The organism is Citrobacter portucalensis (genome assembly GCF_002042885.1).
Classification (GTDB): domain Bacteria; phylum Pseudomonadota; class Gammaproteobacteria; order Enterobacterales; family Enterobacteriaceae; genus Citrobacter; species Citrobacter portucalensis.
The window spans coordinates 314608-328257 of sequence record NZ_MVFY01000005.1; the positions used below are offsets into that span (position 1 = coordinate 314608).

11 protein-coding genes and 1 tRNA gene are annotated in these 13650 nt (G+C 49.4%); 5 read left to right on the forward strand and 7 right to left on the reverse strand.

Annotated features, from left to right (window positions below; translation table 11 throughout):
* Nucleotide 1 precedes the first annotated feature (1 nt).
* The 4 genes from sixA to BZK40_RS10225 form a co-directional block, all read right to left on the reverse strand.
* Nucleotides 2-487 (reverse strand): phosphohistidine phosphatase SixA, encoded by a 486-nt coding sequence (gene sixA, locus BZK40_RS10210; RefSeq protein WP_003028179.1) that lies wholly within the window; start codon nucleotides 485-487, stop codon nucleotides 2-4.
* A 208-nt stretch (nucleotides 488-695) separates the two neighbouring features.
* On the reverse strand, nucleotides 696-2843 hold the full coding sequence (gene fadJ, locus BZK40_RS10215) for a fatty acid oxidation complex subunit alpha FadJ (protein ID WP_079934587.1): 2148 nt from the start codon (nucleotides 2841-2843) through the stop codon (nucleotides 696-698).
* Nucleotides 2843-4153 (reverse strand): acetyl-CoA C-acyltransferase FadI, encoded by a 1311-nt coding sequence (gene fadI / locus BZK40_RS10220; protein WP_008785369.1) that lies wholly within the window; start codon nucleotides 4151-4153, stop codon nucleotides 2843-2845. Before fadI ends, fadJ begins: the two co-directional genes overlap by 1 nt.
* Nucleotides 4154-4330: 177 nt before the next feature.
* Nucleotides 4331-4615, reverse strand: a complete 285-nt coding sequence (locus tag BZK40_RS10225; RefSeq protein ID WP_003834838.1) for a YfcZ/YiiS family protein — start codon at nucleotides 4613-4615, stop codon at nucleotides 4331-4333.
* A 371-nt stretch (nucleotides 4616-4986) separates the two neighbouring features.
* On the opposite strand from BZK40_RS10225, the gene fadL reads away from it, so the two are divergent.
* Complete coding sequence (fadL, locus tag BZK40_RS10235) at nucleotides 4987-6318, forward strand: long-chain fatty acid transporter FadL (protein WP_020996688.1); 1332 nt, start codon at nucleotides 4987-4989, stop codon at nucleotides 6316-6318.
* Nucleotides 6319-6377: 59 nt separating this feature from the next.
* On the opposite strand, the gene mlaA is transcribed toward fadL, so the two are convergent.
* A complete protein-coding gene (mlaA, locus tag BZK40_RS10240) occupies nucleotides 6378-7133 on the reverse strand; it encodes a phospholipid-binding lipoprotein MlaA (RefSeq protein WP_003028190.1) in 756 nt (251 codons plus the stop codon).
* Nucleotides 7134-7421: 288 nt separating this feature from the next.
* Between mlaA and BZK40_RS10245 the strand changes: the two genes are divergently transcribed.
* The gene (locus tag BZK40_RS10245; protein WP_048215842.1) at nucleotides 7422-8363 is read left to right on the forward strand and encodes a formate/nitrite transporter family protein; all 942 of its coding nucleotides are present in this window, start codon (nucleotides 7422-7424) and stop codon (nucleotides 8361-8363) included.
* Between the two features lie 75 nt (nucleotides 8364-8438).
* Nucleotides 8439-8513, forward strand: a tRNA-Arg gene (locus BZK40_RS10250).
* Between the two features lie 46 nt (nucleotides 8514-8559).
* Here the strand turns inward: BZK40_RS10250 and BZK40_RS10255 are convergent.
* The gene (locus tag BZK40_RS10255) at nucleotides 8560-9192 is read right to left on the reverse strand and encodes an ECs1377 family protein (protein ID WP_048234804.1); all 633 of its coding nucleotides are present in this window, start codon (nucleotides 9190-9192) and stop codon (nucleotides 8560-8562) included.
* Between the two features lie 327 nt (nucleotides 9193-9519).
* Here BZK40_RS10255 and BZK40_RS10260 point away from each other — a divergent pair, with 327 nt between their 5' ends.
* Together BZK40_RS10260 and BZK40_RS10265 are read left to right on the forward strand one after the other, a co-directional pair.
* Nucleotides 9520-10551 (forward strand): isoaspartyl peptidase/L-asparaginase family protein, encoded by a 1032-nt coding sequence (locus BZK40_RS10260; protein ID WP_079934588.1) that lies wholly within the window; start codon nucleotides 9520-9522, stop codon nucleotides 10549-10551.
* A gap of 343 nt (nucleotides 10552-10894) precedes the next feature.
* Nucleotides 10895-11503, forward strand: a complete 609-nt coding sequence (locus BZK40_RS10265) for a DUF1062 domain-containing protein (RefSeq protein WP_079934589.1) — start codon at nucleotides 10895-10897, stop codon at nucleotides 11501-11503.
* A gap of 76 nt (nucleotides 11504-11579) precedes the next feature.
* Here BZK40_RS10265 and BZK40_RS10270 read toward each other — a convergent pair whose 3' ends face one another.
* Nucleotides 11580-13478: a methyl-accepting chemotaxis protein gene (locus tag BZK40_RS10270; RefSeq protein WP_079934590.1), complete on the reverse strand. Its 1899-nt coding sequence runs from the start codon at nucleotides 13476-13478 to the stop codon at nucleotides 11580-11582.
* Nucleotides 13479-13650 lie beyond the last annotated feature (172 nt).

Consider the following 13650-nt stretch of genomic DNA (forward strand, 5'->3'; position numbering starts at 1 on the left):
TTTAAATCGCTTTTGCCATTTTCAGGTTACACGGGCTCATCTGCCAGTTAAAAGTACCCTTCCCGCTCTCATCAAGCGTAACGCTGGCAATCGCTGATGTGGTAAACATCGGCGGTGTTTCACCTGGGCAAAGCTCAGACACCAGATATCCCACTAAAGGCAAGTGAGAGATAACCAGTGCGGTGGCGATACCTTCATTGGCCAGAGCCTGTAAATAGGCGCTGACCAGACCGACATCGCCGCAGGGAGTCAGCTCCGGCAAAACATCAACACCGGTTGGCAGGTTCATACACTCCCCCACCACATCCAGCGTTTGTTCGGCTCGTAGGAACGGGCTCACCAGAACACGTTCGATATCCACTTTTTGACCTTTCAGCCAGTTCGCCATCAGGCGAGATTCGTCACAACCACAGGAGGTTAAGGGACGAACCGAATCACTGGCGGCATCGAGGGCCGCGTCGCCGTGACGCATGATAAAAACTTGCATATTGCACCGCTTTTGTTAACCAGAATCACCACTACCTTTATTCACAGCCCCTATTGGCTGTAGTAACGATATGGTGGCCGGCATTGTGCCTTATCCATTCACCGAATGAAACGCTGTTTTTTACCTCAACGGCGTAAGTATAGTCAATCTCTGTTTACATTTTGAGCGCGCCCCATACATTCAGTGCGGATTCATCCTACGTTTGACCTCATGAATTCAGGTCAGTTTCCCCAATATTCCAGAATCTTTCACTGCGTTCCGCCATCTGCAATAACTGCTCACACGGTGTAAACCGCGAGCCGTACTGCGTGGTCAGCCGTTGCAGAACCGCAACCACTTCACCCGCGCCGAGAGAGTCCATATACCTGAACGGGCCGCCGAGGAATGGCGGAAAACCAATACCAAATACAGCGCCTATGTCGCCATCACGTGCGCTGCGGACTATCTTCTCGTCGAAACAACGGGCTGCTTCATTGAGCATTAACATAACGCACCGCTCTGCTATCTGCGCAGCGGTAAGTCGGCCCTGACCCTGGACGCCAATAAGCGTATAAATTGCAGGGTCGACCTGTTTTTTGCTTTTACGCCCTTTCGCACCATAAAGATAGAAACCCCGACCATTTTTTCTACCTTTGCGATCGTCATTCAAAATTGAAGCAACAACATTTGCAGGCGCGCTAAAACGTTCTCCATATGCAGCCTCAAGCACTGGTATAATTTTAGTGCCCGTATCAATTCCGACCTCATCCAAAAGTTGGATTGGCCCAACTGGAAAACCAAACTTAACCAGCGCGGCGTCTATGGTTTCGACCCGCTCGCCTTCGGTCAACATGCGAATCGCTTCGTTAATATAAGGCGCTAAAATGCGGTTAACGTAAAAGCCGGCCTTATCTCTGACCACTATCGGCGTTTTGCCCTGTTTTTTCGCTAACTTAACGGTAGTTGCAATCGTCTGCTCAGAGGTCGTGGCATGCGGGATCACTTCGACCAACGGCATTTTTTCCACCGGACTAAAAAAGTGTAAACCAATCACTTGTTCGGGCCTTGCAGCGTTCGCAGCAATATCGCCAATGGGCAAAGATGAGGTGTTAGAAGCAAAAATGGTATGAGGTGCGCAATTTTGCTCAACTTCTGCCACCATCCGTTGTTTTAGCGACAGATCTTCAAACACGGCTTCAATAATTAGATCGCGATGCGCAAAGCCACGGTAGTCGATTGATCCCGAAATCAGCGCCAGCTGTTTATCGCGTTCGCTGGCTTTGATATGACGGCGGCGAACCTTCGTTTCAAGCTGATCCCAGCTGTACTTCAGCGCGTGGTTGATTCCCTTAGCGTTTATATCTTTGATGCGCACAGGCAAGCCGCCTTTACAGGCCGTCACGTAGGCAATACCGCCGCCCATCAGACCGCCGCCCAAAATACCTACGCTGTTTAGCGGGCCAGGTTTTGCATTACTTCCGGGATCTTTTTTCACATCGGTGTTGGCAAAAAAGATGTGCCGTAGCGCCTGAGACTGGGATGTCATCGCCAGCTCACCAAACGCGCGTGCCTCAGCGTCGTAACCGCTACTGCTGCCTTGCGCTAGCCCGGTTTCTATAACCTCAAGGATACGTTCTGTTGCAGGGTAGTTACCTTGCGTTTTTTGCGCCGTCTTTTTACTGGCCATGCGGAACAACAGCGCCCGCCCTAGCGGCCCCGCCAGCACTCGCTCTCTCACGGGCAGTGTTCGATGCGCAGAACTGTCCTTTTTAGCCAGTTCAACGGCTGCTTCCAGCAAAATGGAATGCGGTACAACTTCATCCACTAAACCAACTTTCAGCGCCTGTTTTGCGCGTAATTGTTTTCCGGTGAGGATCATATCCAGTGCGGTACTGACGCCAATCAGGCGCGGCAGCCGCTGCGTACCACCGGAGCCGGGCAACAAGCCAAGTTGTACTTCCGGTAAACCCAGAACGGTTTTAACATCATCGGTACAAATACGGTTGTGGCACGCCAGCGCCATCTCCAGGCCACCGCCGAGGCATGCGCCATGAATCGCGGCGATAACCGGGATCGGCAAGGCATTGATTTCCGCCATCATCTGCTGCCCCTGACGGGCCAACGTTTCGGCTTCCTGCGCGCTGCGACAGCTACCAATCATGTTGATATCTGCCCCGGCAATGAAGTTATCGGGTTTAGCCGAAATAAACACCACACCACGCAATGCTTTGTTATCGCGGATTTGTTTCAGAATGGCCCGTACCTGAGAAGCAAACTCCGCTTTCAGGGTGTTCATTTTCTCTCCGGGCACATCAATGGTGACAACAGCAACGTTATCCAGACGTACGTTTAGTGTAAAAGCCGATGCCATTTCCATTATTCCGCCTCCAGAACCATGGCTGCACCCAAACCACCAGCTGCACAGGCGGTCACTAAACCAAAACCACCGCCACGACGTCGTAACTCATGGAGGGTTTGGGTAATCATGCGCGCACCAGTGGCGGCGAAGGGGTGTCCATAGGCAATCGATCCACCCAGCACGTTAAATTTACTGTCATCAACTTCGCCAGTGGCATGTGCTCTGCCCAGCACGTCGCGGGCAAAACGTTCGCTACCCAGCAACTGAATATTCGCCAGCGTTTGAGCGGCAAAGGCTTCATGCATATCGATTAGGGTTAAATCTGCCATGGTCAGACCCGCTCTCTCCAGGGCAAGCGGCGTTGACCACGCAGGTCCCAGCAGCATGTCCTGCCAGACATCGATGGCGGTAAAAGCAAAACTACGCAGGTATCCCAGCGGCACCAGCCCCAACTCTTTCGCACGCGACTCCGTCATCATGATCACGGCGGCTGCACCGTCCGTCAGCGGGGTACTGTTTGCTGCGGTGACAGTGCCGTGCTTGCGGTCAAACGCCGGACGTAGTTTGGCGTAATCGGCCAGCGTAGAGTTACCGCGAATATTGTTATCTTCTGAAAAAGGATCTTTAAACGGTGGCGCGTAGGTAGTCATTACCTCATCTGCCAGCTTTCCTTCAGCCCACGCCTGAGCGGCACGCTGATGAGAGCGGTGCGCCAGAGCGTCCTGCTGTTCTCGGGTAATACCATAGGTTTTGGCCATTTGCTCAGCCGTATCCCCCATACGCAAACCGGTGGAATACTCAGCGACGGCTGGCGGCACAGGCATCAGGTCACGTAAACGCAGTCGGGAAAAGAGTTTAAGGCGTTGACCGGTAGTCCGGGCCTTATTAACATCCACCAGCACCCGCGCCAGCTTTTTACTAACGCCAATAGGCAAGACTGACGAGGAGTCCGCACCACCCGCAATTCCCGCACGAATAGACCCCGCCATCAGGCTTTCCGCGACATTCGCCACTGCCTGAAAACTGGTCGCGCAGGCTCGGCTTACGCTATAGGCATCCGTATGCACATTCATGCCGGTTCCCAGCACGATTTCACGAGCAATATTTGGCGCTTCAGGCATTTGCACCACCTGACCAAAAACCAGTTGCTCAATCACATCAGCAGGTATTTCGCTGCGCGCCAGCAGCTCACCGACGACCATTTTTCCTAAATCAACGGCGGGAATGCCATGAAACGCGGTAGCCTGACGAGCAAATGGCGTACGCAACCCACTTACAATGGCAATACGGTCGCCCTGGCGGGTAACCAGCGGTAAAGCCTGACTCATAACACTCCCCTGTAAAAAAATAAAATAAGTGGTCTGACCTGATCATAGTCTTAACCAATTTTTTACATTTAGCCAAGCGGAGAGAAAAGAAAGTGGGAGCTAAGACACAGTGAATAATCACTGACAGTTACGAAAAAGCCCTTGCTATCTGATAGCAAGGGCTTTTGCAGAGGGGGATTAACGCAGGCCCAGCTGGAAGATCAGCGTTTCAGCTTCACAGGCAAAAACAAAGTCGATATCCAGACGCACACCTTCTGACTCTTCAGTAAAGGTCGAGGTGATTTGGCAAGGCTCAGATTCCACGCCACGCGCCTTTTCGGTCAGAGCAGCCAGCGTTTCTTCTGCCTCTGCGCGGTTCGCGAACACACGGCTGTAGGACGCGGTGCAATCGGAGTTGTCCATGATGGTGCCAACATCCATACAGCAGCAAACCGGGGTTTCATCAGCACTGCATTTACTCATTGTAGATTTCCTCTGTATTCGCACCTGAGGTGCCAGATAAACGATAGGGATATTTTACGCTCCCATTATTCGCCTCTCCAGTCGTTAATTGTATGAAATGCGATAAGTGACCGAAATCACACTTAAAAATGATCTAAAACAAAAATCGCCCAAACAGGTGAGTGCGCACCCCCGCAATTTTGCCAGCTGGATCGCGTTTCTCTGATCAAATTTGAAAATATTTATAAACATACTTGCAACATTCCAGCTGGTCCGACCTATACTCACGCCACTGGTCTGATTTCTAAGTCGTACCTCAGACCCTACACTTCGCGCTCCTGTTACGGCATGTAACATTGTTTGTATAAAAATAAATCTATGAGGTTATGGTCATGAGCCAGAAAACCCTGTTTACAAAGTCTGCTCTCGCAGTCGCAGTGGCAATTATCTCCACACAGGCCTGGTCTGCAGGCTTTCAGTTAAACGAATTTTCTTCCTCTGGCCTTGGCCGGGCATATTCGGGTGAAGGCGCAATTGCAGATGATGCAGGTAACGCCAGTCGTAACCCGGCACTGATTATGATGTTCGATCGCCCTACTTTCTCAGCAGGTGCAATTTTCGTTGACCCGGATGTAGATATTTCCGGTCGCTCGCGTATTGGCAATGACGCCAGCCAGGATAATATCGCCCCAACAGCCTGGATACCGAACGTGCATTTTGTTGCTCCAATTAACGATCAGTTTGGTTGGGGGGCCTCAGTCACCTCTAACTACGGCCTGGCTACGGAGTTTAACAATAATTACACAGCAGGCTCGATGGGCGGGAAAACCGATCTGGAAACGCTCAATCTAAACCTGAGCGGTGCTTATCGCCTGAATAATCATTTTAGCTTCGGTCTCGGTTTAAACGCCGTCTATGCAAAAGCGAAGCTTGAACGCTATGCTGGCGATTTACCACAGCAGATCGTTGCAGGCTCCGGGGGCAGAATCCCTCCATCACTGGCCGCGCAATATCCGGCAGATACACAGATTGCGCGCCTGAAAGGTGACGAGTGGGGCTTCGGTTGGAATGCTGGCCTTCTTTATGAAGTAGATAAAGATAACCGCTACGGTTTCACCTACCGTTCTGAAGTAAAAATTGACTTCAACGGTGATTACCGCAGCAATCTGCCATCAATGGACCGTATTCCTGCGCAGTTGCGTCCGGTGTTCGCCAGCCTGCCAGCAGGAACCAACGGCAGTACGATCGATGGTTCACTTGATCTGAACCTGCCAGAAATGTGGGAGTTTTCAGGCTATAACCGCGTTGCACCACAGTGGGCGGTTCACTACAGCATGGCTTATACCAGCTGGAGTCAGTTCCAGGAGCTGAAAGCAAAAGGCAACAACGGCCAAACCTTGTTCTATAAAGAAGAAGGCTTCAAAGACTCCTATCGCATCGCGCTCGGTACTACCTATTACTATGATGATACCTGGACGTTCCGTACCGGTATCGCCTTTGATGATAGCCCGGTTCCGGCAAACCGTCGTTCCATCTCTATTCCGGATCAGGACCGCTTCTGGCTGAGCGCGGGTACAACCTACGCCTTTAATAAGGATGCATCGTTGGATGTTGGTATCTCTTATATGCACGGTCAGAAAGTGAAATTCGAAGAAGGCCCATACTCCTTTGAATCTGAAGGGAAAGCCTGGTTGTACGGTATGAACTTGAACTACGCATTCTGATTTTCTTCAGACGTAAAAAAGGTGAGCTTTTTAGCTCACCTTTTTATTTGCCCAATTCCTTACTCAGAATCGATCTCTTTTAAATCATCCTGAATATCTTTCGCGTTCGGGTTTTCTTCTGGTTTGAGTTTCCCGCCGTTCGCAATAAAGTCATGACGCTGGAAGTAAGCTTCACGCACCATGATGTAAGGATCGGAAGACTGACGCAGCAGACCGTCAGAGTCGAGCAATTGCGCGCGAGTTTCAATCCCTTCAACCGTCCATTTGCCTATCGACAACGGCCAGGTCAGCCAGGACAGTACCGGATACAGCGTATCGACCATATCACCACCGTCATCACGCAGCGTGAAACTACCGTAGAACGGAAGCTGCATATACGGCCCGTAACCAACATCATAGTGGCCTAACGTACTGCCAAAGCGGTGTGGTTCAACGCGCTGCAACTTCGGATTAGCCATACCTGCCACATCGATAAAGCCGCCCATACCTAACAGGGTATTCAGGAAGAAACGGGTAAAGTGCACCATCCCCTGATAAGGATCGCCTTGCAGGAAATAGTTGACCATGACGGCCGGCTCTTCAAGGTTCCCCGTAAAGTTGCTTAAACCATTACGCGCCGGCTGCGGAACATAGTCACGCCAGGCAACAGCTACGGGTCTAACAACGTATGGATCTAAAACATTAAAGTTGAAGTTGTACATGGTGCGGTTGAACCCTTCAAATGGGTCCGAACGCCCCTGCTGTTCAGTACCGGAGCTCGCACACCCCACCAAAAGTGTGGTTCCCAGCGCAAGCGCCGACAGGCGAAGCTTCATAAGTGTCTCCCTGTGTTTTATGGCTATCGCTGATTGCCATCCATGACGGAACGATGACGTATCCGCCTGTTTAGATGTGAGCGATTGTAACAGCACGTCAAATGATGTCTATATACCCTGTCTTACTGATTTGATCATAGCCTGGTAATGCGCACTCCGCGGCGGTTCTATTCTAACTAACCCGATAAAAACAAACGTTACTATTTTTGCTATCTCAGACTTTCTCCCGCTGATTTTCAGACAAAAGCCGCTACGCTTTAGCAATACGTGCTTATTCAGGATTCGGCCATGAATGACATCAAGAAAGATAAGATCGATCGACACAGCGACGAACTCGAGGTGGAAAGCGATGAAAAGCTAACAGGGAAAAAGATAGAGCTTGATGAGGACAGACTCCCCTCCCGCGCCATGGCAATCCATGAACATATTCGCCAGGATGGGGAGAAAGAGATGGAGCGTGACGCGATGGCGCTACTGTGGTCAGCCATCGCAGCAGGACTGTCGATGGGCGCCTCGCTACTGGCAAAAGGGATTTTTCACGTACAGCTGGAAGGTGTGCCAGGGGGATTTTTACTCGAGAACCTCGGTTATACCTTCGGCTTTATTATTGTCATTATGGCCCGCCAGCAACTCTTTACCGAAAATACCGTCACCGCTGTACTGCCGGTGATGCAAAACCCTACCCTCGGCAATTTTGGCCTGTTGATGCGCCTGTGGAGCGTGGTTCTGCTGGGTAATATTATTGGCACTGGGGTTGCAGCATGGGCGTTTGAACATATGCCGATTTTTGATGAAGAGACCCGCGATGCTTTTGTCAAAATCGGCATGGATGTGATGAAAAATACGCCAACAGAGATGTTTTCCAACGCCATCATTTCTGGCTGGTTAATTGCCACCATGGTGTGGATGTTTCCGGCTGCCGGAGCGGCAAAAATTGTGGTCATTATTCTGATGACCTGGCTGATTGCCCTCGGTGATACCACGCATATCGTCGTCGGCTCGGTGGAAATTCTCTATTTGGTCTTTAATGGCACGCTGCACTGGAGTGATTTTTTTTGGCCCTTTGCGCTACCAACGCTCGCCGGGAATATCTGTGGCGGAACGTTTATTTTCGCGCTGATGAGCCATGCGCAGATCCGCAATGATATGAGCAACAAACGCAAGGAAGAAGCCCGGTTGCAAGCAAAGCGTGATGAGCAAACGCAGAAAAACCAGAAAAAACAGGCCTGAATGGTGACTGTTTGAGCAGTCGGGCGGCCTGAGACTTACCGTTGTGAGTAAAAAACGCTATACTCGTGCCGCTTCGTCCCCTTAGTTAAATGGATATAACGAGCCCCTCCTAAGGGCTAGTTGCAGGTTCGATTCCTGCAGGGGACACCATGAATTCTTATGCTCCCCGTTATAATTCCTTCATTTACCAGTCAGTTCATCCCTGTGCCAGGCGATAAAAAGGCACATTCCTCACTGTTGCAGTAAGATTGTCGGACACCATTGTCTGCTTTGTCGCTATCCGCATCCCTGCTTTTCTCAGCCTCAACACATCAGCGGCAATACGCTGGCTGCCAAACCAGAAAAGCCCGTCCAGCGCAGTGACATCAAGGCCCGATTCCAGTGCCAGCTTCAGACGTTCACGCGGCGCTTTTACTGTTTTAGCAATCTGCTGATATGGCGCTTCGCTTGAACCTGCAGGACTAATGCGCCGGATGCGATGTGACAGGTGGTACTGAAATTCATCCGGGATCCCGCCGAGACTCGCTTTCAGGCTGTAAACACAGCCAAAGCGTTTGCCGTTAAAGATGACGTTTTTCTGACTAAGCTGCAGCTCTTCACGCACACTGGCAATCAGTTGCGGGGTACGGAGTAATAACAGGCGGAAAGGCAGCTCAAAGCTGGTCACGTAGTCCACATTCAATAAAGCAATACGCAGACGTTCTTGGGGCCCCGCCTTCATTTCCCGGCATTCAGCAATAACATCAGCCCACTGGCCGGTAAGACGGGAACACTCTCTCGCCTCAGTAAAACTGTATTTTTCAGCCTGATAATCAATACGCTCGGTCACACTGAATTCCCTTCTGGCCAGATTTCGGTATTGGTTGCTCACTTTACCAGCGACAGGCTGCAACCAGAAGCCTGCAGGCATTGTCAGTGGAATAAGAGAAACTTCTGCGGAAACGCTTCATTATTTGGTAAATCAATCATTAAAAATATTTTATGACTAAAATCAATTCACATGAGTTATGACTATTGAAATATAGTCATGATTAATTTTTAGCCAGCTCATCAGGGGAACTTCTCCCAAGCAGGCTGATTAATACCGGTAATAATAAAAATTACCGGTGACATTGTCCGAAATGATTCATCGCCTAGAAAAAAGGAATTTATTCATATGATCAGAATCAAGACCTGTATCGCTACCTTGACCCTATGTACCTTACTAACTACTCCCGCATGGGGAGACACGCAATCGCCGATACGGCTGGTGATCCATGGTGGTGCCGGTACTATTACAAAAGATACCATCACACCAGAACAAGAAAAGCAGTATACAGAAAAACTCACTGAAGCTCTGAATGCTGGCTATGCCGTTCTGAATAAAGGCGGTAGCAGCCTGGAAGCCGTTCAGAAAGCGATTAATGTTATGGAGGATTCCCCTCTCTTCAACGCAGGTAAAGGCGCCGTGTTTACCCACGATGGCCGCAATGAACTGGATGCGTCCATTATGGACGGGAAAAGCCGAAAAGCCGGTGCCGTTGCCGGTGTAACCACTGTTAAAAACCCAATTAATGCGGCGTATGCCGTTATGACGCAAAGTCCACATGTTCTCATGGTCTCGACAGGCGCGGATACCTTTGCAAAAGAACAGGGACTCGCAATCGTTGATCCGGCTTATTTCAAAACTGATTTTCGCTGGCAGCAATTACAGAATGCAATTAAAAAAGAAAAAGTGATCCTGGATCACGACGGAAAGAGCGCAGCTCTGTTTGCTGATCCGATGATGTATGACTATAAATATGGCACTGTCGGTGCTGTTGCACTGGATAAAGAAGGTAATCTGGCTGCCGGAACGTCTACAGGCGGAATGACCAACAAACGTTACGGACGAGTAGGAGATTCACCTATCATTGGCGCAGGTAATTATGCCGACAATGAAACCGTGGCGGTATCCGCAACCGGTTCAGGAGAAATGTTTATCCGCACGCTTACCGCTTATAACATTGCAGCCCAAGTGAAATACCGCAATATCCCTTTAAAGGACGCAGCACAGAATGCCCTGGATGAAGTTAAGGCGCTGAATGGCAGCGGTGGGGTTATTGTGCTTGATAAAGCAGGTAATTACACCATGTCCTTCAACTCTGAAGGGATGTACCGGGGAACCATAGGTAATGACGGAAAACCTGTTGTAGCCATTTATCGTTAATGATGTTTCCCCGCCATAAAGGCGGGGATGCTCTGTGACTCACGTCAGTCCCTTTCTCTTTTCAACAACCTCCCCTCGAATACCTACAGGAAGAAATTACCAGGATGACCGACACCATAAGTTGCACTCCCTCCGGGCAACATAATAAATATTGATTGAACTCATATACTTGAGTGTATCCACACTGATAATCTCGCGAGATTCATTTGTTGGCAGAAAGGGTCACTGTGTTAGAAATCTTTTCTTAACCCACTGAAAAATATTTAAAAAATATTTTTCTCACATAAAAACGATGGTTCGTTCAAAACGGATCCGAATTTATTTGGGTTAAAAAAGGTATGGTATGAAAGTCACATGGACTGTCACCCCTGTCGGGTACCAGCGCATAGCTAAGCGTTGTCCATCATGTAATGTAAAACGCGAATTCGCACCTTCCGGAGCATTCAGAGTCAATTCGCAAAAGAAAGTGCTCGATATCTGGAGCATTTATAAATGCATCCACTGCGAATACACATGGAACATCTCGCTGTTTTCACGGCTTCACGTCAGCAAAATCAATCGCGAGCTGTATCATCGATTTATCACTAACGATGCCAGTACAGTTCACTATTTTGCCAATGATAAAGCGACCCTGAACCGGAATAATGCTGAGTTTGCAGGTAAACCTGATTTTCGTATTCAGGAACAGTGGCAGGTCAGCATCAACAGCGGCCAGAACGTCACCGTCAGCATCAGACTTTCCCATTCTTTTCAGATTAATGTGCTATCGATATTGAAGCGACAGCTTTTACTCAGCACTGCGGAGATAAAGAAACTGATAGATGAAGGTCATATTCGCGGTGTTACGATGAAAGAACTTAAATCCCGAAAACTCATGACAAGACAATTGGATTTTAAGCTGTCAGTAGTCATATTATGTGCTCAGCGAAAAGTTGTTCTGAGCCAGCGTTAACAGTATGCAACTTACAATAAGGCGATGAGACTTAACCAACCCGGTATGTTGTCCGGGTCGGTTAAAGGGCGTCACGTCAGACAACAAAACGGTTAACCAGATCCTTCATGGTTGCCGACAGATTGTCCAGCCGCTGGCTGTCGCTCGCAGCCTGTGATACCAACGCCGCATTTTGCTGTGTTACCTGCTCCATCGGTCGCAATGCCAGGTTTATCTGGGTTACCCCTTGCGACTGCTCCGTCGCCACACGAGCGATATCCGCAATATATTGCTTCATACTGGTGGTATTATCCGCCGCGGCTTCCAGCGCGGTAGCAGATGCAGTAACCCGCTCAACGCCCTCACTAATTTTGACCATATTGTGCGCGACCAACTCACGGATTTGGTTAGCCTCTTTGGCGCAACGCTGCGAAAGATTTCTCACTTCACTGGCTACGACAGCAAACCCCCTGCCCATCTCTCCTGCCCGAGCAGCTTCCACTGCCGCATTCAGCGCCAGTAAGTTAGTCTGAAACGAAATATCATCAATCGAGGTCACAATATTCGAGATTTTCTCACTGGAAGCGCGAATATCCCCCATGCTCTGGTTCGCCGCACTGGCAACGTTACTGGCCTGTCGGACCTCTTTTTCCAGTCTGATTGTCAGATGCTCAGCTTCGCGGGCATTATCCGCCGTTTGCGTAATCGCAGTTGATAACTGCTCCATACTGGCCACAGCTTCTACTATTGATGCAGCCTGTTCATCTGTACGTTGAGCCAGATCCTGATTTCCCGCCGTAATACTGCTACTGGCATCGGACAAAACCACGGAGCCTTGCTTAATCTCCTGTACGATATGCTGAATACTTTCCAGCATCGTGTTATAGGCACGATTAAGTGAGGAAAGCTCATCTTTGCCCGGGGTCGCCAGACGTTGAGTCAGATCGCCATTCATACCCGCAATCTTGCGTAGCGTGTCACTAAACTGACGGTGCATATTGATTGCGATGGCCCCAGCGAACGTCAATGATGCCAGGAGCGCTAACAGGCTAACAGCCATATATATTTGCCAGTTTTTTCGTGCATCCTGCGCGAGTTTTTCTGCATTCGCCAACAGACGATTCGCCGTCACATTTTCTATCTGCCGCATCACTTCAATACGCTGGGTTTGTACTTTAAACCAGGTAGTAGGATCGATACCAAATCCACCGTTCTCGACATGGTTAAACGCGATCTCGCGAAATGAGAGGGCTTTTGACGCTTCTGCTGACTGTAAGCGGCTTTTCAACATGGCCGCCTGTTCCGGTGAACTCAGGCGTAACGATTCTGCCAACCAAACGTTCTGTTTACTGACGACATCACTGAGTTGATGTAACTGTCCGTCGGCGAAATGACCGGAGGAAAAGATATTTGATAACAGCGCCCGTTCAATACCTGCCTGTTCTTTCAAATTCAGCATGTTGTAGTAGGCGGCGAATGCGTTTGCCATCTCACCAGAATCCGTCAACTGCCCCAATCTACCCACAAAATTCAGTACATCAGCAATGACGTTGGTATAAAACTTAACCACATCTGAAGCCGGAAGCCCCAACTGCGTGACGTTTTCGCGGATGGTAGCGAGCGAAAGAATATTTTTCTTAAACGCAGCGACAGAAGTGGCGACATCCCCTTCCGGTAAGGCAGTATCGGACAGTGACCGCACAAATACCTCGATCTCGCGATCGGTCAAAGCCCGCTGTGCGTTTAACTCATCTTTGAACGTCTTCCCTTCAGCCCCCAGAAACCCGACACTCATGCCGCGTTCTTTTTGCAATTCATGCACTACATTTCCGGCACTGCGTGCGAGCGCTGTCAGTTGGGCAATATTCTCCATCTGCCGTTCTGTCTCAATGCGCGTTAATATTCCTGAACCAGCAAACCAACATAACGCCAGTAATAATGGTTGTAGCGCAATTATTAACTTCATTTTCATCGGCATTCGATAAACCCACCACATGCCACTTCCCTCCATTATCCATATTTTCATTATGGTTATCGGCGTAAAGAAGCGGCTCTTTAAATTTGAACAATGGGCAACCGTTTGTTTTTTAGATTAAATTTTTGCCAGAATAACTCTATTTAATTACTTCAATCAGAATAAAACCCTGACTAATACGGATTTGTAAACC